Raw genomic sequence first — 24,154 nt, forward strand, 5'->3', positions numbered from 1 at the left:
GTGTACGCACCAGGGGTGCGTACACGGCGTCGTCCGTCCCGGGGCCGGGCGCGGCGGCGAACGGCCGCCGGCCCGAGGGCCCCAGGGCCGGCAGGTCCACGGCACCACCCCCGTAGGTGCCGTCTTCCCACCGGCATGTCGTCGGCGCACCCTTACGCCGACGCCACCGAGACGCGCGACCACGCGGGCACGAGCCACACGTCACCCAGGCGCGCGCTGCCGGGCGTTGTCGGCGGTGGTGGCGGCGGTGGCGGTTCGGTGCGGATGCGCGGTGACGGGCCGTACGACTCGGAGTTCCTGGCTCATGGTCGGCCGGGCTTCACGGTTGGCCTGAGCCGCCTTGTTGCTCAGGCTCATCGGGGTTCTTGTTCCACGTGAAACCAGGGTGGTTGCTCCGGGGCGCCGGCACGGAGAGGTTGGGGCGTCCGCTCGGCGGCAGCCACCGGGTCCCCGGGGTGCCGCCCGGCTCCCTCTCCTGTTCGTCCGGCCCGGGACGGGGTGCGGGGGCGCGCGTTCCATACGCGTCAGTCGGCGGGGGATGGGGCATGGGCGGGCCTTGCCCGGGCGGCCCGCCCGGGGTGCTGCGCCGTCCTGGGGTGTCGAGCCGTCCCGGGGTGTTCCGCACTCCGGCCTCGCGTCCCCTGCCGGGCTTGCTCTTGTTCTCGGTGGCGAACGGGATGCCCGTCCTCCAGCCGCGGTAGGCGATGGCCAGCGCCTCGCCGAGGAAGCTCACGCCGATGTTCAGGTGGACGGGACGCGCGTCCTTGTGCACGCCCACCCCGGCGGCGAGGAAGCCGAACCCGACCATGACGACGAGCGAGGCGAGGACGAGGAAGAGGGTCTTGCGGCGGTAACGCTGCCAGAGCACGCCCTCCTTCTCGTACACCTGCGTCAGGCACCCCCGCAGGACACCGAGCGTGAGGCCCAGGAGAGCACCACCCGTGGCCCATGCGAGGTCCTTGGGGCTGAGGTCGTCCATCTTGGCCAGGGACAGGGCGCCGATGCCGACGAAGATCAAGGGCGTGACGAACAGGTCCCGCAGATCCGCTGGATAGCCCCGTATGCGCAAGGCCACCGGCAGGACCACACCGATGGCGACGAAGACCCAGAGCAGCCATCCGGTCACTGAGCACCCCCGTTTTTAGCTCGACCATGCTAAAAACAAGTTAGCTCAGGCGTGCCACAATCTCAACATGCCGAAGATCGTCGATCCCCGTGAACGCCGCGCGGCCGTGGCCGAAGCGGTGCTGCGTGTGGCGATGCGCGAGGGTGTGGAGAACGCGTCACTGCGCAAAGTCGCCGACGAAGCCGGACTCGCCATCGGCTCGGTCCGCCACTACTTCACCGACCACGACGAGCTGATGCTCTTCACCATGCGGGAGCTGAGCGCCCGGATCGAACGCCGGGTCCGCGCGCACGTCGACCGGCTGACCTCCCCGGACCTGAAGAGCGAGCGCCGCGCCCAGGCCGAGGCGCTGCTGACCGAGTTCCTGCCCATGGACGAGGTGCGCCGCGTCGAGAGCGTGGTGTGGCAGGCGTTCGTCACGGCGGCCCGTACGCGTCCGAGCCTGCGCCCGGTGGTCGCCGAGTCGCAGGCCACCACGCGGCACCTGCTCGTGATGGTGCTGCGCGGCGCGAGGGAGGAAGGGGCCTGGGGCGCGGGCGAGGACATCGAACTGGAGGCGCTCCGACTCCACTCGCTGCTCGACGGCCTCACCGTTCAGGCGATGGCCGATCCCGAAAGCGTCACGCCGGACGTGCTCCTGCGGGTATTGCGGCGGCACGTGGACACGCTGCGGAGCCCGGCCGCTGCCGTGGGGGCTCCCCGAAATTGAGGAGAGCGGTGCCGCGGGGCCGGGGCGCCGGAGCGCGGCCTTGGGCTGACGGGCCGGTCGGTGGTTGACGCGGGCGGTTGATGGTCGACGAGGCGGGGTTCGGCTGGGCGCGGGTGCCTGATGGCGGACGAGGCGGGGGGCTTGGTTGGGCGCGGGCGCTTGATGGTCGACGAGGCGGGGGCTTGGCTGGGTGCGGGCGCTTGATGGTCGACGAGGCGGGGGCTTGGTTGCGCGCGGGTGCCTGGTGGTCGACAAGGCGGGGTTCGGCTGGTGTGCGGGACAAACCCGTTTGCCGAGTGACGCGTTCGGTGTGACCGGCGCGAACTCCCGCCCGACGAACGTGGAGTGGGGCCGGGCCCGTCCCGGGTCGGCGGCCGTGGCATGCTCCCCGGATGGACATCATGGACACGACGCAGGGCCGGGCCCGGAAGCGCGTACGGTCGGCCGGATTCGTTCCGGTATTGATCGCCACCGCCTTCCTCGGCAGCGCATGTGGCACCTCCGGCCCGGGCGCGGACGCCAAGCCGGCGCCGTCGTCCTCCCGGGTGACGACTTCCTCGGCGGCGCCCGTGCCGTCCGCATCGTCCGCCGTGCCCACCCCGTCCGACCTGACCATCGCCTCCACCCCGCCGTCCTCGTCCGCCGAGAACACCACCGCCTGCCCGGAACCGGGCGTGCGCATCGCGGGCGGACCGGTGAGCGCCGCCATGGGACTGCGGGCCATGTCGATCTCGATGACCAACTGCGGGACCCGGCCGTACGAAGTGAACGGCTACCCGGGCCTGCGCGTCCTGGACGACAAGCGCGAGCCCCTCGCGGTGCGGACCGTCGACAGTTCCTCCATAGCGTCGGACATCAAGGACCCCGGCGCCCGTCCGCTGACCCTGCGGCCCGGGGAGCGGGCGATAGCGATGCTGGTGTGGCGCAACACGGTGGACAGCATCACCGAGCCGGCGAACGGGGAGTTCCTGGAGGTCACCCCGGCCAAGGGGCGGCCCCCGCAGGTCGTCAAGGAACTCATCGACGTGGGCACCACCGGCAAGCTGGGTGCCACGGCCTGGAAACGGCCCGAGAAGGAGCGATGAGCCGCGGGGCGCGGGGGGCGTGACCGCCTGCCGTGCGGCGCGGGCCGCCTCGCCGGAGCCTCGGCCGGGCGACCTGCGGTGCGCCCGGCGCGTGCCCTGCCTGCTTGAGGCGCCCCGCCCGTCCCGTACGCGGCGCCTACTTGTCGATGTCGCCCACCACGAAGAACAGCGACCCCAGGATGGCGACCATGTCGGCGACCAGCGTCCCCGGCAGCAGCTCGGTCAGCGCCTGGATGTTGTTGTACGACGCCGAGCGCAGCTTGAGCCGGTACGGGGTCTTCTCGCCCTTGGAGACCAGGTAGTAGCCGTTGATGCCGAGCGGGTTCTCGGTCCAGGCGTACGTCGCGCCCTCCGGCGCCTTGAGGACCTTGGGGAGGCGCTGGTTGATCGGGCCGGGCGGCAGCTCGGCGACGCGGGCCAGGCACGCGTCGGCGAGGTCGAGCGAATTGTGGGTCTGGTCCAGGAGGCATTCGAAGCGGGCCAGGCAGTCGCCCTCCTCCCGGGTCACCACGCGCAGGGTGTCCTGGAGGTCGGCGTAGGCGAGGTAGGGCTCGTCCCGTCGCAGGTCGAAGTCCACGCCGGAGGCGCGGGCGATCGGGCCGGAGACGCCGTACGCGTGGACGGCCGCCGGGGACAGCACCCCCACGCCGCGGGTCCGGCCTCGGAAGATCTCGTTGCCGAGGACCAGCCGGTCGAAGACGTCCATCCGGGAGCGCACCGCTGCCACGGCGTGCCGCGCCCGGTCCAGCCATCCGGCGGGCAGGTCCTCCTTGAGGCCGCCGACCCGGTTGAACATGTAGTGCATCCGGCCGCCGGAGATCTCCTCCATGACGTTCTGCAGTTCCTCCCGCTCGCGGAAGGCGTGGAAGACCGGCGTGATCCCGCCCAGTTCCAGGGGGTAGGAGCCGAGGAACATCAGGTGGTTCAGGACGCGGTTCAGCTCGGCCAGGAGCGTGCGCATCCACACGGCGCGCTCGGGGACCTCCATGCCCAGCATCCGTTCGACGGCGAGCACCACGCCCAGCTCGTTGGAGAAGGCCGACAGCCAGTCGTGGCGGTTGGCGAGCACGATGATCTGCCGGTAGTCGCGGGCCTCGAACAGTTTCTCGGCGCCCCGGTGCATGTAGCCGACGACGGGCTCGGCATGCTGGATCCGCTCACCGTCCAGGACGAGGCGCAGCCGCAGCACGCCGTGCGTGGAGGGGTGCTGCGGGCCGATGTTGAGCACCATGTCGGTGCTCTCCGCCGCACCGCCGATGCCGACCGTGGTCTCCGTCATGGGGCACATTGTCTCAGTACGGCGACTCTCCCGGGTGGGGACGGCGGCGCTTCGTGGCCAGTACGGCGGCTCTTCGGGGTCGGTGCGCGGCCTCTAAGGTGGGCGGGACGGCGGGGGAACAAGACGAGCGAAAACGGGGGGAACGCCGCGGTGCACACAGGCATACACGCCGACTGGCGCACAGTGCCCAGGGAACTGCTGCGACTGCGCCGGCTGCTGCTGTCCTTGGCCTCACTGCCGCTGGCGCTGCTCGTGGCCGGCCTGCTGTGGTGGCTGGCGGGACCGTTGTACGCCGCGTTAGGACTGGTGCCGCTGATCGCGTGGGCCTGGGGGTGGCGGGTGCTGGAGCGCAACTGGCGTTCCTGGCGGTACGCCGAACGCGCCGACGACCTGCTGATCAGCCGCGGGGTGCTGTGGCGCGAGCTGACGGTGGTTCCGTACGGGCGGATGCAGTTGGTCGAGGTGGTCTCCGGACCGCTGGAGCGGCGGTTCGGCCTGGCGAGCGTGCAACTGCGCACCGCCGCGGCGCGGACCGACGCCAAGATCCCCGGCCTCGTCCCCCAGGAGGCGGCCCGCCTGCGCGACCGGCTGACCGAACTGGGCGAGGCCCGGTCGGCGGGGCTGTGAGGGGGCCTCGCGTGTCTGACGAGCGGCATGAGGTGACGGGTGACGGTCGCGTGGTGACGGACGCGGGGGACGCGTCGGCGGCAGGGGCGTCGGTGGCGGAGGCGTCGGTGCCTCATGCTGCGGGGCCTCAGGCTTCGGTGCCTCACGCTGCGGTGGGCGATGGTGCTCTGGTGATCGAACCGTCGGCGGTGGGTGCCCCGGCGATCGATAAGCCAGTGCCTGACACATCCGAGACAGGTGCGACCGGAGCCTCCGGCAACCCCGGTCACCCCAGTCACCCCGACAACCCCGGTCACCGCCGGGAACGGCGCCTGCACCCGGTGACGCCGCTGCGGCGCGCCTGGGCCCCGATCGCGGTGGTCGTGGGCCTGGTCAAGCAGGACTGGCTGCGGGACTGGGCGCTGCGGCTGGACCGCGGCTGGCTGGTCGCGGGGATGGTGCTGCTGGTGGTGGCCTCGGTCACGTACGGCGTCGAGTCCTGGCGCCGTACGTACTACGCGCTGACCGACACCGAACTGCGCATCCGCAGCGGCCTGCTCTTCCGCCGCGCCGTCCACATCCGGCTCGAACGCCTCCAGGCCGTGGAGATCGCCGAACCGCTGCTCGCCCGCCTGCTCGGCATCGCCAAACTCAAGCTGGACGTCATCGGCACGGAGGACAAGGACGAGCTCGCCTACCTGGGCCGGGCCCACGCGCGGGCGCTGCGCGCGGAGCTGCTGGCGCTGGCCGCCGGGTTCACGCCCGCGTCGGCGGAGACGGCGGGGGAGGCACCCGTACGGGAAGTGACCCGGGTGGCGCCGCGGATGCTGGGCGTGGCGGTGCTGCTGAACGGCGCGCTCCTGTCGGCGGTGTTCGGCTGCGCCGTGGCGGCTGGCCTGGTCTGGTGGGTCACGCACAGTTTCTGGGCGGCGGCGGCCGGGGTCGCCTCGCTCCTGGGGGTGCTGTGGGCCGCGACCGGGGGCCGGTTCCTGAGCGAGTACGACTGGACGGTGGGCGAGTCGCCGGACGGCCTCCGGCTGGACCACGGCCTGCTCGACCGCAAGCACGAGACGGTGCCGCCCGGCCGCGTCCAGGCGGTGCGGATCATCCGGCCGCTGCTGTGGCGCCCGAAGGGCTGGATGCGCATCGAACTGGACGTCGCGGGTTCGTCCAACGACGTCCTGCTCCCCGTCGCCGACCAGGCCACCGCCCGGATGGTCCTCCAGTACGTCCTCTCCGGCGTGGACGTCGACGCCGTGCGGGCGGCGTTGCGGCCCGCGCCGCGCCGGGCCCGCTTCGCGGCGCCCGTCTTCCGGCGCGGTTACGGCTGGGCCGCGGACGGAGCCGTCTTCGCGGCCTCCACCGGGGTCCTCAAACGGACGCTGACGCTGGTCCCGCACGCGAAGGTGCAGAGCGTACGGCTCGGCCAGGGCCCCTGGCAGCGGCGGCTGGACCTGGCCCACGTCTCGGTGGACACCGGGGCCAACACCACGGTCGTCGCCCGCCTGCGTCCGGCCGCCGAGGCCCGGCGCATCGTGACCGAGCAGGCGGAACGGTCGCGCACGGGGAGGCGGGAGGCGCTGCCTGACCGGTGGATGCGGCGGGAGGGGGCGGACGCGTCCGCTTAGGGGCGGGGATTCCGGCCGCCAGCGCTTTCGGGTTTCCCTCCTGCCGAGCGTGCGCGGGGGATCGGCTGGGGGGTTCCCGGGGAGTCGGGCGTCGCCGGGAAGGCGCGGACTTTGCACGGGGCGGCGGACGGGCCTGGTCAGGGGCCGGGGGTTCCGAGCCCTCCCTCCCCGCGGACGTCAGCCCTCCCCGAGCACCCCGGCACACGCCCCTCCCACGGGCTGCACCAGCCACCGGAAACCGCCCAGCCCCGCCGGGTCGATCAGTTCGGCGGCGGCCCCCGCCGCGCCGAGCGCGCGGACGTACCCGGCCGGGTCGCTCGACGCGAGAGACAGCGGCGGCCGGCGCCCGTCCACACCGAGGGCGCGCAGCGCGTCCCGCTGGGTGAGCAGCCGCGCGGGCGGGCTCCCCGCGGGCGCCCGCGGGATCAGGGCGTCCAGCGCGACGTGCGCGGTGATGTCGCAGGTCCCGTCCGGTATGGGGCGTACCTCGCGCCCTTCGCGGAAGCCGGTGAGCGAGCCGTACGGGGGCCGGGTGGCCCGGTCGTGCGCGTAGTCCGCCGTGACGGCGAGCCCGGCGCGCAGCACGCGGACGGCGCGGGACCAGGCGGCATCGCGCGGCCGGCCGATCTCGGCCCGCAGACCGGGGACGGGGCAGGCGGCACCGGCCCCGAGCTGGTGCCCCTCCGAAGGCTCCGCAGCGTCCGGCTCTCCCGGTGATCGGGGTGCTTCGCCCTCCTCCCGCCCCTCCGTTCCCCCCGGCGCCTTGGACTCGTCGCGTGTGGGGAGCGGCCACCAGCGGGCCAGCCAGTCGGCATCCGGTCCGCAGACGGGATCGCCGAGGCGTTCCGTCCCGTCCGGGCCGACGAGGACCCGGCGCGCCACACCGGCCGCGTCGGTTTCGACGACGTCGACCGGAACGTTGTCCAGCCACTCGTTCGCGAAGAGCAGGCCGGTCAGCGATGCGGCGGCGGGAAGCTCGGGGAGCCAGGTGACGCGCGGGTCGAGCCCGGCGGGACGGGGCGCCCGCTCGACGGCGTACGGCCGGAGCCGGGCGGTCACGTCGTCCGGCAGCGCGGCGAGCACCCCGGCCAGCAGTTCGCCACGGCCCGCGCCCACATCCACCAGGGCCAGCTCCGACGGGTGACCCAGCGCCGCGTCCACATGGCGCAGGAGGCCGGCGACCGCCTGCGCGAACAGCGGGGAGACATGCACGGAGGTGCGGAAATGCCCGGCCGGACCGGGGCCGTGCGCTCGGGAGTAGAAACCGTCCGGACCGTACAGGGCCCTCTCCGTCGCGTCCCGCCAGCCGCGCCACTCGTTCGTCACCGCCCTACGGTAAGGCGCGCGGACTCGTGAACCGCTGCGCGCGGCGGCGGTGGGAAGCTCGCGGACCGCCGTGCGCGGCTGCGGTGGGACGTTTGCAAAGCGCTGTGCGCGGCGGCGGTGGACCTCTCGGACCGCCGTGCGCGGGGCGGTGGACCTCGCGGACCGCCGTTCGCGAGGCGGTGGGAGGACCGTGGGGCGGGGCCGCGCGGTGCCGTCTCCACCTTGGGGAGTACGGCGCGGAGCGAGGATCGCCCGTCCGGTTGACCCGTACATCTATACGTCCTGCCTACGCTGGGTTACGTGCAGCGTCTCTACGACTTCTTCCGCAGGCACCCGACAGGGGTGGACACCTTCTGGGCGGTCCTCCTCTTCGGCCTGGGTTCGTTGTGGGTCCTGGCGGAATTCTCGGAGCGACCACTGGCCATGCTGTGCGTGGTCGGCATGTCGGCCGTCGTCGCGCTGCGTCGCAAGGCACCCGAGAAGATGCTGCTGCTGGCGATCGCTATCGGTGCCGTCCAGCTCGTCACCGGTGTCGAACAGAACGTGTCCAACTTCGCGATGCTGGTGATCACCTACACGGTCGCCTCGGGAACCACCCGCTGGGCCTCGCGACTCGCGCTCTGCGGCGCCTTCATCGCGCCGGCCCTCTCGATGATCCGCTTCGGGGAAGGGCCGGCGTACCGCAACGCCGGTCAGCTCGTCTTCATCACCGCGCTGCTCACCGTCCCCTTCGTGCTGGCCTGGGTGCTCGGTGACTCGGTGCGTACGCGGCGGGCCTACTGGGCCCAACTGGAGGAGAAGGCCGCCCGGCTGGAGAAGGAACGCGAGACCCAGTCCCAGATCGCGGTGGCCGCCGAACGCGCCAGGATCGCCCGTGAGCTGCACGACGTCGTCGCGCACAACGTGTCCGTCATGGTCGTCCAGGCGGACGGCGCCGCCTACGTCCTCGACTCCTCCCCCGAGCAGGCCAAACAGGCGCTGGAGACCATCTCCGGCACGGGGCGGCAGGCGCTCGCCGAGATGCGACGCCTGCTGGGCGTGCTGCGCACGGGGGAGCAGCCCGAGAGCGGCGAGTACGTCCCGCAGCCCGGCGTGGAACAGCTCGCCGACCTCATCGACCAGGTCCGCGGCGCCGGGCTCCCGGTGGACTTCCGGGTCGAGGGCGAACCCCGCCCGCTGCCCAGCAGCGTCGAACTCACCGCCTACCGCATCGTCCAGGAAGCCCTGACCAACACCCGCAAGCACGGCGGTCCCGACGTCGGAGCCACCGTCCGGCTCACCTACCGGGAAGACGAGCTGGACCTCCTGGTCGAGGACGACGGGCGCGGTGCTCAGCAGGAGCTGTACGAGTCGGGGGGCGCGGACGGCCTGGGGCACGGCCTGATCGGCATGCGGGAACGCGTCGGCATGGTGGGCGGCATCCTGAAAGCCGGGCCACGCCAAGGTGGTGGCTTCCGGATCAGCGCGGTCCTGCCGCTGAAGCCGGAGCGGTAGGGCGGGACGGGGACGTTTGGCCGCGGCTTTCCCGGCACACGGGCCAGGCCGGATGCGCGCAGGCGCCGGACCGGAGCGCGTACGGCCGGGTCGGCCGGTCGGCCGGTCGGCTCCGTGAGGCGCACACTCAGCCTGAATGATGATCCGGCCGCGTCCCCGCGTACGTACCCTGAACTCATGAGCGAAGCCCACGCCGAGAAGCCGGTGAACCCCGTAAAAATCATGCTCGTCGACGACCAGGTGCTGCTGCGCACCGGGTTCCGGATGGTGCTCGCCGCACAGCCCGACATGGAGGTCGTCGCCGAGGCCGGGGACGGCGTGGAAGCCCTGGACGTACTGCGGCACACCAGGGTCGACGTGATCTTGATGGACGTGCGGATGCCGCACCTCGACGGTGTGGAGACCACCCGCCGGATCTGCGCGGGCGGCCAGAACGAAGGCGCGCCGAAGGTGCTCATCCTCACCACCTTCGACCTGGACGAGTACGCGTTCTCGGCCCTCAAAGCGGGGGCGAGCGGCTTCATGCTCAAGGACGTGCCGCCGAGCGAGCTGCTGGCCGGCATCCGCGCCGTGCACAGCGGTGACGCGGTGGTCGCGCCGTCCACGACACGGCGTCTGCTGGACCGCTTCACGCCGATGCTGCCCACCACCGGCGCCGAGAAGGTGGGCCCGGAGATCGGACGGCTCACGGACCGCGAGCGCGAGGTCCTGCTGCTGATCGCGCAAGGGCTGTCCAACGGGGAGATCGCCGCGAAGCTCGTCCTGTCCGAGGCCACGGTGAAGACGCACGTCGGCAGGATCCTGACGAAGCTGGAACTCCGCGACCGGGTGCAGGCGGTGGTGCTGGCGTACGAGACCGGGTTGGTGCGGGCCGGGGGCGCCTCACCGGGTGGCTCTGGAGCGTCCTGAGGCACAACAGGGAGAACGGGCGGCGGGTGCCGTGCGCTGTCGCGAAGGGGACGGAACCGTGGCCACGTTTCACGTGAAACGCCCGAAGGGCGGGCCCGCAGCCACGTTTCACGTGAAACTGGCCAAGATCAGCAATCTGTAGCACGTTTCACGTGAAACCGAGCGAGGCGTGCCGAAGGATCGCCTGTGCGGCGGCATGCGGTGTTTCACGTGGAACGAAGTGACCGATCCCCGGGAGCACTTGGCGTTCGTAACGTGCCGCGAAAAGGTCCTGCTTCCCCTCGGTGGTGTGCGGCGCGTTGTCGCGATCGTCCGCACCGTGCAAGACCAGGGTCGGCACCCGGACCGGCGGGCTCGCGGCCAGCTCGCGCTCGATGTCCTCGTAAGCGGGGTCACCAGGACGCTCGCCCCAGCGGTGCAGGTAGGCGTGCACGGTGATGGGCGCCCAGTCCGCGTTGTCCCAATGGCCGGCGGCCTGCTCGAATTCCCGGTCGGTGAAGGCCCAGCCCGGAGACCAGGTGCGCCACAAGTACCGGCACAGTTCCCGCCGGTCTTCGTCCATCGCGGTGCGGCCCAGTTCCGTGGCGACGAACCACTCGTACCAATACGCCTGGGCCAGTGGGTATGGGATGCGTCCGAGGTTCGTCGAGTAACCGGCCGACATCGCCACCAGTGTCCGCAGCCGCTCCGGAAACAGCGCCCCGAGGACGTACCCGGCGCGGGCGCCCCAGTCGTGCCCCACCAGACAGACGTTCCGCAGGTCCAGCGCTTCCAGGAACGCCGAGAGGTCGTGGGCGAGGGCACCGATCTGACCGCTGCGCTGCTTCTCCGCCGTCCGGAAACGCGTAGGTGAGACGCCGCGAAGATACGGCCGGTAGACCCGGCACCCGGCCGAGCACAGCTCCGGCACCACTCCGTCCCAGCAATGCGCGTCGTCCGGCCACCCGTGCACGGCCACCACCACCGGGCCGGACGCGGGACCGTCGACCTCGTAACCGATGACCAGGTCGCGGGTGCTGACGTGCTCGGTCATCGTGAACCTGCCTTTCCTGCTTGCCGGAGCCGGAGCCGGAGCCGGAGCCGGAGCCGGGGTGCCGCGGTCAGCCCGAGGGATCTGGTGGCCGATCGGCTCGTCCGGCACGGTGGGAAACCGCGGGCCGGGTCCGGGCCAGGGCGATGAAGGTGTGGGCCGGGCGAACAGGAGCGGGTGCTAAGCCGCGACACCGATGAGAAGGTCCGCCAGGTGGGCCAGGTCGGGGGAGTGCAGGTCGAACTGGCCCGGGTCGTCGGTCGTCGCCTCGTTGGGCCGGGGCACGTACGCGGTCCGGAAGCCGTGGCCGCGCGCCGCCTTCAAGTCCCAAGGGTGAGCCGCGACGAACAAGCTGTGGCGAGGATCGATCCCCAGCGAACCGGTCGCCAGCTCGTACACCGCCGCGTCGGGCTTGAAGGCGCGGACGGCCTCGGCCGACAGCAGGCAGTGCCAGGTCAGACCGCCGGCCACGGACAGATCGACCGCCTCCGACCAGTTGGCGTTCGTCAGGGCCACCACCGCGAAACTCCGGGCCAGCCGGTCGATCGACGTGACCGCCTCCGGCCACGGCCGCAGGCGGTGGCCCACCATCGCCAGCCGCTCCACGCGGTCCTCGGGCAGCGGCGGCGATCCGGCGGCCTCCAAAGCCTCGAACAGGGCACGGCGGCACAGCGTGTCGTGGGGCTGCCAGGGTTCGTTCCCCGCCCGGACCCGCGCGGTCAGCCCGTCCAGCCGGTCCCGCCAGGTCCGCACCAGCGGCTCGACGCCACCGCGGTCCAGCCCGCTGTCCGCGAAGGCCGCGCTCGTCTCGCTGACCATGGTGCCGGTCTGGTCGACGACGGTGCCCACGACGTCGAAGACGACCGTGGTGATGTCACCGGGGAACGCGGCGTTCGCGCGGGCCCTGCTGCGCTCGGAGACAGCCCCGCTGCGCTCGAAGGGGTTCGTCACGTTTCCGTCCTTTCGGTCGGGTTCGTGCGGGCGTGAGGAGAGGGTATCCCCGGGCGCGGAGCCGACACGGTATTCCGACCGGGCGAGGGCGGCGCGGCGGGCGTCAGCGCAGCACGCCCTCCAGGAAGTCGCTCCCCAGGCGGGCCACCACCGGCAGGTTGAGCTGGTGCAGGACGTACCGGCCCCGGCGGCGCGTCTGGATCAGCCCGGCCTTCTTCAGGATCGCCAGGTGCCGGGAGACCTCGGGCGCGGAAATGCCGTGCGAGGTCGCCAGCTCACCCGTGGTGTAGGCGGTGCGCGCGATGTTGCGGCAGATCCGGATGCGCATCGGATGCGCCAGCGCCTCCAAACGGGCCTCCAGCAGGGCCACCGAGGCGGGCCCGGACAGCTCGGGGGCCGCCACGGGGTAGTGGATCACCGGTCGCCAGCCCGGCGCGTGCAAGGCCATCAGATGTGGCCAGCCGAACGAGGACGGGACGAAGGTCAGTCCCGGCCCCATCACGGGATCGGTGGCCGTCGTGTGCCCGTCGCTCAGCTTGTCCAGGACGATGCGGGACCGTTCCTCGTCCAGCGACAACGCGGAGGAGACCTGCGTCAGCGCTTCGGCCAGCCCTTTGTGCCGCAGCACGTCCGCCTTGTGACGGGCGTCCGCGGCCAGCTGGACCCGTACCCGCTTCCACACGTCCGCGAAGAACGCCTCGTCGCAGTCCTCGAACAGCCGCCGGATCCACGCCCGGACGGTGGGCGGGTCCGCGAGCAGCCGCCGGGCGAACTCGGCCTGACGCGGACCACGGGCCGTGGCGCGGTCCAGCGCCTGCTCCCGGGCCGTGGCGTCGACGAGCGGGGAGGCGCCACCCCTGCTGTACGCACTGGCGCACGAGATCTCCAGCGCCGCGGCCACGTACAGCTCGTCGTCCAAACGGTCCAGCATGTCCAATTCCTCGGCGAGCGTGGCACCGGGCTGACCGGCGACGTCCGCGAGCGCGGCGAACGGCATCGATATGTCGGAGAAGGTCGGGCCCCAGAGGAAGTCCGCTTCGAGCAGCCGGTCGGCCAGGTCCGGCTTGAGGGCGGAGGTCGTGGCGGTGGTCCAGCCGTGGAGGCCGGGGTGGTGGCCGGGCTCGGCGAGCGCGTGCAGGGCGGCGCCGAGTTCGGACAGCGGTGAGGGGCTGAAGACGATGTTCTCGGGCGGCAGCCCCGCGATGTCGATCCAAACGCTCATGCGCCGTCCGCTCCGTTCGTGTCGTGCCGAGTGACGTGTCGTGCCGGGTTATTCGTGGGGTGTGCGGGGTGGGTGGTCTGCGTGGTCTTGGTGAGGGTGGGGGAGAGACGGTCGGGGGCGGCGCGGACCGCTGGTGGTGCGTGGCCCGGGCGGTGATCAACCGGCACCGGGGCGCTCGTGCGGTGCCGCGACGCTCCTGTGGCGCCGCGTCCCGCGCTGCCCCGTTGCGTGGTCCGGGCCTCCATTGCCCCGGACCGGACCGTGCGGCGCTCGATCTCCGTGTCGGTTGGACATGAATCCGAGGTTCGGTCGCGCATCCATCATGCGCGAGCCCGCGACCTCTACAACCGTCATTTGACGGCTCCCGTCAAATGACGGGCCAACTCCTCCGGAACCGCCCCAAGGTGAAGAGCATGAATGCCATCCAGCAGCACATGCTCGACGCCTACCGAGCCACCCAGCACGGTGAGGCCGCACCCATCCTCCCCGGAGCCGGTGACGTCCGGGCCGTACGCGAGATCCGCATGTGGCGACGGTTCAAGACCGTGATCACCGACCCGGAGGACCGGCCACTGACCCGCTTCCTGCGCACCGTACGACATGCCCTCACCCGGTCGTTCGGCACGGGCGCGAGGACGGGCGGCCCTGCCGGCGCGCCGTCGGGCTCGGGCGGCGCACCGGCGCACGGGCCGAGTGGCCGAGCCGCAAACCGCCCGGCCGCCAGGGGGACCCGGAGGGTTGGTGCGGTGAGTGAGCAGGGGGAGGCGGTGATGGGGCGATCCGCCGAGGCTGCGGGGGCGAGGGGACTGTCGGAGTGCAGGGACTGACAGGGGCGCGGAAATGGCTGGGGCGTGGAATCCGTTGGGGGGCGGGGGTGCGGGAGCCGTCGGGGGTGCGGGGCTTGGGCGGGGTGAGGGGTGAGGGGTGAGGGGTGAGGTGAAGAAAATTCTCGCCGTTCTTCTGGGGGCCCCACCCCCTCCCCCCCCACCCCCCCCGCCTCCTCCACCCCCTCGCCCTCGCCCCAGCCCTCCTCCTCCCTGAAAACACCCACCACCCGCCCTCACGGCATCGTCAGGTCACGTCCCTCCTGGCGCACCTGTTCGACCAGCCGCAGGAAGTCCGCGAGTGCCGTCCGAACGTCTTCGGATGTCCAGTCACTTGCGGACGAGGCCACCGTCACCTCCGTCATCGCGAGCCCCGGGGGGCCCGACGGCGCCGGTTCCTGCCATGTGCGGAACAGCACCGTCCGAGTGGTCTCCGCCTGCCGCAGCCCGGCCTCGTTCAGCACCTCGGCCGGGTACGGCAGCCACACCTGGAACTGATGGGTGTGCGGTATCTCGGGATGCACCCGGAACCAGGGCACCCCGCCCTCGGAAAGGCCCGCCGCCAGCGCCCGCGCCACTTGCTTGGCCTGTGCCACGTAGTCCGGCAGCCGTGGCAGCTCCCGGTCCAGTCCGATGAGCGCGCTCAGCGCCATGGGCCACTGCTGGAAAAGCTGGCCCCCGTAACGGTGCCGCCAGGCCCGGGCCTCCTCGACGAAGTCCTCCGACCCCGCCAGCGCGGCGCCGGCTATCCCGCCCAGCGACTTGTAGAAGGACACGTACATGCTGTCGGCGAGCGCGGCGATCTCCGGCAGCGTGCGGCCGAAGTGCGGACCGCACTCCCACAGGCGGGCACCGTCGAAGTGGACCACCGCGTCCCGTTCGCGCGCCGCCTCGACCGTCGCCGTCAGCTCCGCCCAACTCGGTAGGACGAAGCCGGCGTCCCGCAGTGGCAACTCCAGCGCCAGGGTGCCGAAGGGCTCCGGGCAGTCGCGTATCTCGTCAGCGGTCGGCAGCCGTGGCGCGTTCGTCGGGTGCACCATGCGCAGGCCGCTGACCACGGAGTACGCGTCACGCTCGTGCACCTCCATGTGGGACAGCGGATGGCCGGCGACCGTGGTGTTGCCCGTCCGGCCCGCCCAGCAGCGCAGTGCCACCTGTTGCGCCATGGTGCCGGTGGGGAAGAAGGCGGCCGACGCGGTGCCGAGCAGTTCGGCGGTACGTCGCTCCAGCGCGCCGACGACGCTGTCCTCGTCGCCGTACAGGTCCGTCCAGTCGTCGAGGTCATGAACCTCCGGAGCGTGGGACGTCAGGAGGGCCAACTGCTCCTTGAGCGTCCTGCCGCTCGGGCCGTGCGCGAGGGCCCGCTCCGCGCCGTGCCAGGCGGCCGACAGACGCCCCCGGTCGTCGGCCGGTTTCTCCCCGTCCACGGGATCGCCCTGACCCGTGGGCGCGGGAAGCTCCTGCCGTGCGGCTTCGGACGTGTCGCGCCGCGATGGTGCGGCCCCGGAGCGTTCAGCCTCGGCCTCGAACTCCACCGCGTCCGCGTCCGCGCGGTTCCGCTGGTCCCCACGTCCCGGGCCGCGCCCGCCCGTTTCCCCGCCCGTTTCCCCGTCCATGTCCTCGTCCCTTCCTCTTCCGCCCGCCGTCGCCGGTCTGCGGAAACATCCGCCCGTCACGTGCCGGTTCGTGGGGGCATTCCTCCGTGATCCCATCGCCGGCGCCCACTCGCCGCTCTCGCACCTCCGCAGCCCGTTCCTCGCCTGACTCCTCTGACCCGCCTGGCTCGTCCGGCTTGCCCGGCTCGCCTGACTCATCTGACTCGTCTGTCGCGTCGTCCGCCGCTCCTGCCGCGTCGTCCGCTGTGCATCGATCATCGCGGACCGCGACGAATCCCGCCGAGGCCTGTGGATAACTTTCTCCGGGTCTGTTCGGAACGGCCGCTGACCTGGCCCGATCCTCCGCAAGGGCGGTCCGCGCGAGGCGCGCCGCACACCTCGCACGACCGGCGGCACGCCGCACGGCGACGCCCAACTCCTCCGCCCCCTCGCCGAAAGAGACCCCGCCCGCGCTGGAAGAGGTGCGGAAGAGGTGCGGAAGAGGGGCGAAAGAGGCCGGAAGAGACGCCGAAAGAGGCGCGTCGAGACGGCCCCGGCCCCCGCCGGGAGAAACCTCGCCCGCCGCGAGGACACGCCACCGAAAGCGACGCCCACCCCGGGACCCTCCGCCGAAAGAGACCCCCGTCTCACCCTCCGCACGACCTCGGGGTTCGCCGGAAACGCTCGCGTAGCATGGCGAACGAATCGTCCGGTACCCCCCGCGGACTGGAACGGAAGGCCACCACCGCGTGAACGCATCCCCATCCATCGAGGCCCAGGACCGCCCCGCCCGGCTGACCGTCGGCGTCGTCGGCGCAGGACGGGTAGGGCCTGCTCTGGCCGCGTCGTTGCAGCTCGCTGGGCATCGCCCGGTGGCCGTTTCCGGCGTCTCGGACGCGTCCGTCCGCCGGGCCGAGGCGCTGTTGCCCGACGTGCCGATCGTGTCGCCGTCCGAGGTGCTGGCCCGGGCGGAGCTCGTCCTGCTCACCGTCCCCGACGACGCGCTGCCCGGCCTGGTGAAGGGCCTCGCCGAGACCGGCGCGGTGCGGCCGGGGCAGTTGCTGGTGCACACCTCGGGACGGTTCGGGGCGGCGGTGCTGGACCCCGCCACCCGCGTCGGCGGCCTGCCGCTGGCCCTGCACCCGGCGATGACCTTCACAGGGACCCCCGTCGACGTCCAGCGGCTCGCCGGCTGTTCCTTCGGCGTCACCGCGCCGGAGCAGCTGCGGATGGCCGCCGAGGCGCTGGTGATCGAGATGGGCGGCGAACCCGAGTGGATCGAGGAGACGGCCCGCCCCCTGTACCACGCGGCTCTGGCCATCGGTGCGAACCACCTGGTCACGCTGGTCGCCCAGGCGATGGAACTGCTGCACGGCGCCGGCGTCCACGCCCCGGACCGGATGCTCGGCCCGCTGCTCGGCGCCGCGCTGGACAACGCCCTGCGGTCCGGTGACGCGGCCCTGACCGGCCCGGTCGCGCGCGGGGACGCGGGCACGGTCGCCGCCCACGTCGCCGAACTGCGCCGGCACGCGCCGCAGGCCGTCGACGGGTACCTGGCCATGGCCCGGACGACGGCGGACCGGGCGCTGGCGCACGGTCTCCTGAAGCCGGAGCCCGCCGAGGCGCTGCTGGACGTCCTCGCCCATGGGACGGGCACGCACCCCGCGGGCGCCCCCCGCCCCTCGGACGGTCCGAACGATTCCCGCCCTTCGGACGGTCCGGACGTCCCGCGCCCTTCGGACGGCCCGGACGCCCCCCGCCCCTCGGACGACCCGCACCCCCCTGAGAACGACAACCCGGGCCACCCCCAGAACGACAACCCGGACCACCCCCAGAACAACGACCCGCACCACCCCCAGGACGGAGACGACCAGTGAGCGCGCCGCGCCCGCACCTCGTGCACACGGCCGCCGAGTTGCGCGCCCTGGACCGCCGGACGGGGCCGCGCGCGGTCGTCATGACGATGGGTGCCCTGCACGAAGGCCACGCCACGCTCATACGCAGCGCCCGGGAACGAGCCGGTGCGGACGGCCAGGTCGTGGTGACGGTCTTCGTCAACCCGCTCCAGTTCGGCGCGGGCGAGGACCTGGACCGCTACCCGCGCACCCTGGACGCGGATGTCCTGCTGGCCGGGGCCTCCGGGGCGGACGTGGTCTTCGCGCCCTCCGTGGACGAGGTCTATCCGGGCGGCGAGCCCCAGATACGCATCACCGCGGGCCCCATGGGCGCCCTCCTGGAGGGCGCGAGCCGTCCCGGGCACTTCGACGGGATGCTCACGGTCGTCGCCAAACTGCTCCACCTCACCCGTCCTGACGTGGCTCTTTACGGTCAGAAGGACGCGCAGCAGCTCGCCTTGATCACGCGGATGGCGGCCGATCTCAACTTCGACGTGGAGGTCGTCGGCGTCCCCACCGTGCGTGAGGAGGACGGCCTGGCGCTCTCCAGCCGCAACCGCTACCTGTCCGCCACCGAGCGCCGCACCGCGCTCGCGCTGTCCCGGGCGCTGTTCGCGGCGCGCGACCGCCTGTCCGCCGAGGAAGCGCTGCGGGAGCGCGCCACCTCGACCGCGTCCCGGCCGCAGAACCGTTCGGCCGCGTTGGCCGCCCTGGGGGAGGACCGGGCCGCCGCCGACGCGCACGCCCTGGCCCTCGCCGCGACGACGCCGCCGCGCGGCCCGTCCGTCGCACGCGCCGCGGCCCGGCTGGTCCTGGAGGACGCGGCCCGGCTCACGCCCCCGTTGGTGCTCGATTACTTGGCGCTCGTCGATCCGTCCGACTTCACCGAGGTGCCGGACGCGTACGAGGGCGAGGCCATCCTCGCGGTGGCCGCCAGGGTCGGTGACACCCGGCTCATCGACAACATCCGTCTCACGTTTCCCACGTTCCGGAGCACTGCGATGAACGAAGCGTCCCGATGAGCGGTACCGGCAACCCCACCCGCACCGGTGGACACTCCGAAATCACTACTCCCACCCCGCCCCACACCGCCCCACCTGAAGTCACCCGCGCCACCCCCCTCACCGGCATACGCCTGGACGCCCCCGCCCCCGGATGGGCGATCGAGGCGGACGTCGTCGTGGTGGGCTCCGGCGTGGCCGGGCTCACGGCCGCGTTGCGGTGCGCCGCCGCGGGCCGCCGGACCGTCGTCGTCACCAAGGCGCGGCTGGACGACGGCTCCACCCGCTGGGCCCAGGGCGGCATCGCCGCCGCGCTCGGCGAGGGGGACACCCCCGAGCAGCACCTCGCCGACACCCTCGTCGCGGGCGCCGGCCTGTGTGACGAGAGGGCCGTCCGGACCCTCGTCACCGAAGGGCCCGACGCCGTGCGGCGGCTCATCGAGACGGGCGCCCGGTTCGACACCGCCCCGGGGACCGACACCATCGCGCTCACCCGTGAGGGCGGCCACCACCGCCGCCGCATCGCGCACGCGGGAGGCGACGCGACCGGCGCGGAGATCTCCCGCGCGCTGGTCGAGGCGGTCCGCGCCCAGGGACTCCGGACCATCGAGAACGCCCTGGTCCTGGACCTGCTCACGGACGCCGAAGGCCGGGCCGCCGGCGTGACTCTGCACGTCATAGGCGAGGGCCAGCACGACGGGGTGGGCGCCGTGCACGCCCCCGCCGTCATCCTGGCGACCGGGGGGATGGGCCAGGTCTTCTCCGCGACGACCAACCCGGCCGTGTCCACGGGCGACGGCGTGGCCCTCGCTCTGCGCGCCGGGGCCGAGGTCTCCGACCTGGAGTTCGTCCAGTTCCACCCCACGGTGCTGTACCTGGGGCGGGACGCCGAGGGGCAGCAGCCGCTGATCTCCGAGGCGGTGCGCGGCGAGGGCGCCCACCTGGTCGACGCCGACGGGATTCGCTTCATGGTCGGGCAGCACGAGCTCGCCGAGCTGGCGCCGCGCGACATCGTCGCCAAGGCCATCATGCGCCGGGCGCACGAGCAGGGCGTCGAGCACATGTACCTGGACGCCCGCCACTTCGGCGCCGACAAGTGGGAACACCGCTTCCCCACGATCCTCGCCGCCTGCCGCGCGCACGGCTTCGACCCGATCACCGAGCCGATCCCGGTCGCGCCGGCCGCCCACTACGCCTCCGGCGGCGTCCGTACCGACCTGCGCGGCCGGACCACGGTCCCGGGCCTGTACGCCTGCGGAGAGGTCGCCTGCACGGGCGTCCACGGGGCGAACCGCCTGGCGTCCAACTCCCTCCTGGAGGGCCTGGTCTTCGCCGAACGCATCGCGGCGGACATCGCGGCGACGGGGACCGGGACCGAGGCCCCGACGGCGGGGACCGCAACAGGGGCCCCGGCCCCGGCCACGACCGGTACAGGCGCCACGACCACGACCGCGACCGAGGCCGGGATCACGGCCGAGCCCCCCACGACAGGCACCGCGCACGCGCCCCGCCCGGTCCAAGCCCGCCGGGCCGCCACCGTCCTGCCCCTGCTGGCCCCCGAGTCCCGGACGGCCATCCAGCGGATCATGACGGCCGGCGCCGGGGTGCTGCGCAACGCCGAGAGCCTGCGCCGGGCCGCGGCCGAACTCGACCGCATCCGCCGGGCCGCCGACGCCGCCTTCGCGACGGCCGCCTCCGACGCGAGCACCGGTGACGGGCCCGTCCCGGCCGTCCCGGACGCGGCCCCCGCCGCCCCCTCGCCCACCGGCACCACCACAGGCTCCGGCACCGGCATCGCTCCGGACCACGGCAAGCCCCCCGTCCCCGGCGTCGAGGCATGGGAGGCCACCAACCTCCTGTGCGTCGCCCGGGTGCTGGTCGCCGCCGCCCTCCGGCGCGAGGAGACCCGCGGCTGCCACTGGCGCGAGGACCACCCCGACCGGGACGACACCACCTGGCGCCGCCACTTCCTCATCAGCCTGGGAACGACCCCGGGGACGGCCAAGGGGGCAACCTTGGGGACGACCACGGGGGCAGCCCTGGGGACTGCCCCGGGGGCAGCCTCAGGGGCGCACCACGCCGCCGCACCCCAGAACGCACCCGCGCACGCCACCCCGAACGCCTCCACTCCCGCCAACGCGCCCGCGTACACACCTGCGAACGCACCCGCGCCCGCACCCCAGAACGCGCCCCCGCACACGCCCCATCCCCAGGACGCCCCGGACACCGCCGCCCCACCGTCCTCCTCCCCCCGCACCCTGGTCGTCCGTACGACGGACACCGCCACCTTCCCCGAGACGGAGCCGAACCCGTGAGCACCCCCGACGACCTGCCTCTCCTCCAGATCGGCACCCCTTCCAGCACCGGCCGGCCCGCCGGCGGCGGCTGCGGCGACGCCTGCGGCTGCGGCGGCGGCGCGGAGGACGGCGCCTACGACCTGGACCCGCTGACCTGCGGCCTGGACCCCGACCTCGCCGCGCTGCTGGTGGACGCCGGGCTCGACCCCGTCCAGGTCGAGGACATCGCCCACATGGCCGTCGAAGAGGACCTCGACCAGGGCGTGGACGTCACCACCGTCGCGACCGTCCCCGAGAACGCCGTGGCCACCGGTGACTTCACGGCGCGCCAGGCCGGCACGGTGGCGGGCCTGCGGATCGCCGAGGCGGTGCTCTCGATCGTGTGCACCGACGAGTTCGAGGTCGAGCGGCACGTGGAGGACGGCGACCGGGTCGAGCCCGGCCAGAAGCTGCTGAGCGTCACCACCCGCACCCGCGACCTGCTGACCGGCGAGCGCAGCGCCCTGAACCTCCTGGGCCGCCTCTCCGGCATCGCCACCGCCACCCGCGCCTGGGCCGACGTGCTGGAGGGCACCAAGGCCAAGGTCCGCGACACCCGCAAGACCACGCCGGGGCTGCGCGCGCTGGAGAAGTTCGCGGTGCGCTGCGGCGGCGGCGTCAACCACCGCATGTCGCTGTCGGACGCGGCGCTCATCAAGGACAACCACGTCGTGGCGGCGGGCGGCGTCGCCGAGGCGTTCCGCGCCGTGCGGCGGGAGTTCCCCGGGGTGCCGATCGAGGTGGAGGTGGACCGGCTCGACCAGATCCCGCCGATCCTCGACGAGGGCGCCGACCTCATCCTCCTGGACAACTTCACGCCCGAAGAGACCAAGGAGGCCGTCGAGCTGGTCGCCGGCCGCGCGGTCCTGGAGTCATCCGGCCGGCTGTCCCTGGAGAACGCCCGCGCGTACGCCGAGACCGGCGTGGACTACCTCGCCGTCGGCGCGCTCACCCACTCCTCGCCGGTCCTGGACATCGGCCTGGACCTGCGCGAAAGCGAGGAGCGGTCAGCGGACTCGCGCGAAAGCGACGACCGGTCGACGGACTTGCGCGAAAGCGAAGAGCAGTCGGCGAACCTGCGCGAAAGCGAAGAGCGAACGGCACAGGCCGCGTCCGGCGCAGCCGCCCGGGAGGAACGCGCCTGATGCTGCTCACCATCGACGTCGGCAACACGCACACCGTCCTCGGCCTGTTCGACGGCGAGGAGATCGTCGAGCACTGGCGGATCTCCACCGACGCCCGCCGCACCGCCGACGAGCTCGCCGTGCTCCTGCAGGGCCTCATGGGCATGCACCCCCTCCTGGGCGAGGACCTGGGCGACGGCATCGACGGCATCTCCATCTGCTCCACCGTCCCCTCCGTCCTGCACGAGCTGCGCGAGGTGACCCGCCGCTACTACGGCGACGTGCCGGCCATCCTGGTCGAGCCCGGCGTGAAGACCGGCGTGCCGATCCTCATGGACAACCCGAAGGAGGTCGGCGCCGACCGGATCATCAACGCGCTGGCCGCCGTCGAGCTGTACGGGGGCCCGGCGGTGGTCGTGGACTTCGGTACGGCCACCACGTTCGACGCGGTGAGCGCCCGTGGGGAGTACGTGGGCGGGGTGATCGCCCCGGGCATCGAGATCTCGGTGGACGCCCTGGGCGTCAAGGGCGCCCAGCTCCGCAAGATCGAACTGGCCCGGCCGCGCAGCGTCATCGGCAAGAACACCGTCGAGGCCATGCAGTCCGGCATCCTCTACGGCTTCGCGGGCCAGGTGGACGGCGTCGTCCACCGCATGGCGCGCGAACTGGCGGACGATCCGGACGACGTGACCGTGATCGCCACCGGCGGCCTCGCCCCCATGGTGCTCGGCGAGTCCTCCGTCATAGACGAGCACGAGCCCTGGCTCACCCTGATCGGGCTGCGCCTCGTGTACGAACGCAACGTGTCGCGCCTCTGAGCGCCGACGGGCGCGCGGGCTCGCACGAAGCTCGCGCGCCCGCGCACGAAGGGCATCGAGCGGCACGGCCCGCGCCCCCGGAACACCTCCCGGCGCCTCAGCCGGGAGGACCCCCGGGATTCCTCCGGCCCGGCCCCCGCTCCCCCGTATGCCGTACACCCCCACCCCCATCCGCATACATCCCATTCGCGTCAACTTCCGACACCAATGGCGTTAAGCGGATTTTGTTCGTCAACGTCGTATGGTCACCCCATGCCTACGCCCTACGGAACCCGCGGCGGCATGGCGTTCAGCGCGGATGAGTTGCGTGTCCTGCGTCGCGCCCTCGCCACCGTCCTCCTGCCGACACACCCCGCCGTCCCGGCCGGCACCCCGCCCGCGTCCCCGTCCGGCGCCCGCGACCCCGAATGGGTGGCGGAAGTCCAGGAGTACCTCCGGCTGGCCGAGGACGTGGACGAGGCCGCCCGGGAAGGCGGGCGGCTGCGCGCCTTCCTCCTGGCCGACCTCGCCCGCTACCGGGCGGCGCTCCCCGGCTCCGCGCACGGCTACCTCGACCAGCTCCACGCCGCCCTGGACGCCGGGTACGACCCCGGGCCCGACGACCTCGCGGCGCTGCGCTCCCTGTGCGCCCTGCCCGCGAGCCAGGGCGAGACCCGGCGCCGCGCCGCGCTGCTGCGCCGCTGCTCCCACCTGGCGGAGCGGTCCGTACGGGCCCGGCTGCGCGCCCTTCCCGGCAGCCGCGCCGCCGAGGGGGCCCAGCCGCCCAAGCCCGCGCCGGCGCCCCGGCCGCAGCCGTCCCGGCCGGACCGGCCCGTGCCCACGCCGGGCGAGGTGTTCCCGCCACGCCGGAAGCCCGCGCCGCCCCCCGCCGCCCGTTCGGCCTGAGGGCTGCGTACTCTGGAAGTCCCGTTCGCGAAGGAGGCCCGAGGGCATGGATTACGTCGCAGCGCTGCTTCCGCCTGTGGTGATGGCCGCGGCGTTCATCGCGCTCATCGTCACGATCGTGAAGAACCAAGGCGGTGCCAACAAGGCCAAGGAAGACGCGGCGGTGGACGCCGCGCTCGCCCGCGCCGAGGCCCCCCGCCAGGACCCGAAGCCGCACGGCGCCTGACTCCCCACGCGCCCGCCTCCGCGCGGGACGGCGCGACTGCGCACGGGACGGCGCGTCTTCGTCCACGACGGCGTGCCTTCCCCGC

At 73.0% G+C, this 24,154-nt stretch carries 20 protein-coding genes and 1 pseudogene; 14 read left to right on the forward strand and 7 right to left on the reverse strand.

The features are described from left to right. Positions 1-319: 319 nt before the first annotated feature. Complete coding sequence (locus tag ABZX96_RS26020) at positions 320-1,126, reverse strand: hypothetical protein (protein ID WP_355549026.1); 807 nt, start codon at positions 1,124-1,126, stop codon at positions 320-322. Between the two features lie 67 nt (positions 1,127-1,193). On the opposite strand from ABZX96_RS26020, the gene ABZX96_RS26025 reads away from it, so the two are divergent. Beyond that, entirely contained in the window at positions 1,194-1,835 is a 642-nt protein-coding gene (locus ABZX96_RS26025; protein ID WP_355549028.1) for a TetR/AcrR family transcriptional regulator, read from the forward strand. Between the two features lie 392 nt (positions 1,836-2,227). Further along, positions 2,228-2,920 (forward strand): DUF4232 domain-containing protein, encoded by a 693-nt coding sequence (locus ABZX96_RS26030; protein WP_355549030.1) that lies wholly within the window; start codon positions 2,228-2,230, stop codon positions 2,918-2,920. A gap of 136 nt (positions 2,921-3,056) precedes the next feature. Here ABZX96_RS26030 and ABZX96_RS26035 read toward each other — a convergent pair whose 3' ends face one another. Next, entirely contained in the window at positions 3,057-4,199 is a 1,143-nt protein-coding gene (locus tag ABZX96_RS26035) for an NADH-quinone oxidoreductase subunit D (protein WP_355549032.1), read from the reverse strand. Between the two features lie 150 nt (positions 4,200-4,349). On the opposite strand from ABZX96_RS26035, the gene ABZX96_RS26040 reads away from it, so the two are divergent. Together ABZX96_RS26040 and ABZX96_RS26045 are read left to right on the forward strand one after the other, a co-directional pair. Then, positions 4,350-4,826, forward strand: a complete 477-nt coding sequence (locus tag ABZX96_RS26040) for a PH domain-containing protein (protein ID WP_355549034.1) — start codon at positions 4,350-4,352, stop codon at positions 4,824-4,826. 215 nt (positions 4,827-5,041) lie between these two features. Further along, positions 5,042-6,433: a PH domain-containing protein gene (locus ABZX96_RS26045; RefSeq protein ID WP_355549036.1), complete on the forward strand. Its 1,392-nt coding sequence runs from the start codon at positions 5,042-5,044 to the stop codon at positions 6,431-6,433. 177 nt (positions 6,434-6,610) lie between these two features. On the opposite strand, the gene ABZX96_RS26050 is transcribed toward ABZX96_RS26045, so the two are convergent. Further along, positions 6,611-7,759, reverse strand: coding sequence for an SAM-dependent methyltransferase (locus ABZX96_RS26050; protein WP_355549038.1), 1,149 nt, complete (start codon positions 7,757-7,759; stop codon positions 6,611-6,613). 300 nt (positions 7,760-8,059) lie between these two features. Between ABZX96_RS26050 and ABZX96_RS26055 the strand changes: the two genes are divergently transcribed. Continuing rightward, complete coding sequence (locus tag ABZX96_RS26055; RefSeq protein ID WP_355549039.1) at positions 8,060-9,253, forward strand: sensor histidine kinase; 1,194 nt, start codon at positions 8,060-8,062, stop codon at positions 9,251-9,253. 177 nt (positions 9,254-9,430) lie between these two features. After that, entirely contained in the window at positions 9,431-10,162 is a 732-nt protein-coding gene (locus ABZX96_RS26060; RefSeq protein ID WP_355549041.1) for a response regulator transcription factor, read from the forward strand. 148 nt (positions 10,163-10,310) lie between these two features. Here the strand turns inward: ABZX96_RS26060 and ABZX96_RS26065 are convergent, their stop codons facing one another. The 3 genes from ABZX96_RS26065 to ABZX96_RS26075 form a co-directional block, all read right to left on the reverse strand. Beyond that, a complete protein-coding gene (locus ABZX96_RS26065; RefSeq protein WP_355549043.1) occupies positions 10,311-11,195 on the reverse strand; it encodes an alpha/beta hydrolase in 885 nt (294 codons plus the stop codon). A 177-nt stretch (positions 11,196-11,372) separates the two neighbouring features. Then, positions 11,373-12,143: a haloacid dehalogenase type II gene (locus ABZX96_RS26070; protein ID WP_355549045.1), complete on the reverse strand. Its 771-nt coding sequence runs from the start codon at positions 12,141-12,143 to the stop codon at positions 11,373-11,375. Positions 12,144-12,246: 103 nt separating this feature from the next. Further along, complete coding sequence (locus tag ABZX96_RS26075; RefSeq protein WP_355549047.1) at positions 12,247-13,365, reverse strand: DUF5937 family protein; 1,119 nt, start codon at positions 13,363-13,365, stop codon at positions 12,247-12,249. 413 nt (positions 13,366-13,778) lie between these two features. Here ABZX96_RS26075 and ABZX96_RS26080 point away from each other — a divergent pair, with 413 nt between their 5' ends. Further along, positions 13,779-14,192, forward strand: coding sequence for a hypothetical protein (locus ABZX96_RS26080; protein ID WP_355549049.1), 414 nt, complete (start codon positions 13,779-13,781; stop codon positions 14,190-14,192). 233 nt (positions 14,193-14,425) lie between these two features. Here ABZX96_RS26080 and ABZX96_RS26085 read toward each other — a convergent pair whose 3' ends face one another. Further along, positions 14,426-15,805, reverse strand: a complete 1,380-nt coding sequence (locus ABZX96_RS26085) for a beta-eliminating lyase-related protein (RefSeq protein WP_355549050.1) — start codon at positions 15,803-15,805, stop codon at positions 14,426-14,428. A 728-nt stretch (positions 15,806-16,533) separates the two neighbouring features. On the opposite strand from ABZX96_RS26085, the gene ABZX96_RS26090 reads away from it, so the two are divergent. The 7 genes and pseudogenes from ABZX96_RS26090 (at position 16,534) to ABZX96_RS26120 (ending at position 24,069) form a co-directional block, all read left to right on the forward strand. Beyond that, entirely contained in the window at positions 16,534-17,661 is a 1,128-nt protein-coding gene (locus ABZX96_RS26090) for a DUF2520 domain-containing protein (RefSeq protein ID WP_355549052.1), read from the forward strand. After that, positions 17,658-18,701 carry a pantoate--beta-alanine ligase gene (gene panC, locus ABZX96_RS26095; RefSeq protein ID WP_355549053.1) on the forward strand — a complete coding sequence of 348 codons (1,044 nt, stop codon included), beginning with the start codon at positions 17,658-17,660 and terminating at the stop codon, positions 18,699-18,701. The genes ABZX96_RS26090 and panC overlap by 4 nt, the downstream gene beginning before the upstream one ends. A 107-nt stretch (positions 18,702-18,808) precedes the next feature. Continuing rightward, positions 18,809-20,662 (forward strand): annotated as a pseudogene (locus ABZX96_RS26100) (L-aspartate oxidase); the annotation flags it as partial. Positions 20,663-20,991: 329 nt separating this feature from the next. After that, entirely contained in the window at positions 20,992-22,161 is a 1,170-nt protein-coding gene (gene nadC, locus ABZX96_RS26105; RefSeq protein ID WP_355549055.1) for a carboxylating nicotinate-nucleotide diphosphorylase, read from the forward strand. Further along, positions 22,161-22,958: a type III pantothenate kinase gene (locus ABZX96_RS26110; RefSeq protein WP_355549057.1), complete on the forward strand. Its 798-nt coding sequence runs from the start codon at positions 22,161-22,163 to the stop codon at positions 22,956-22,958. The genes nadC and ABZX96_RS26110 overlap by 1 nt, the downstream gene beginning before the upstream one ends. Before the next feature lie 252 nt (positions 22,959-23,210). After that, positions 23,211-23,843 carry a hypothetical protein gene (locus ABZX96_RS26115; protein WP_355549059.1) on the forward strand — a complete coding sequence of 211 codons (633 nt, stop codon included), beginning with the start codon at positions 23,211-23,213 and terminating at the stop codon, positions 23,841-23,843. Positions 23,844-23,889: 46 nt separating this feature from the next. Continuing rightward, positions 23,890-24,069: a hypothetical protein gene (locus tag ABZX96_RS26120; protein WP_355549061.1), complete on the forward strand. Its 180-nt coding sequence runs from the start codon at positions 23,890-23,892 to the stop codon at positions 24,067-24,069. The last annotated feature ends 85 nt before the right edge of the window (positions 24,070-24,154 follow it).

The sequence above is a fragment of the Streptomyces sp. NPDC003077 genome, from assembly GCF_040611095.1.
In the GTDB taxonomy this organism is placed as follows: Bacteria; Actinomycetota; Actinomycetes; order Streptomycetales; family Streptomycetaceae; genus Streptomyces.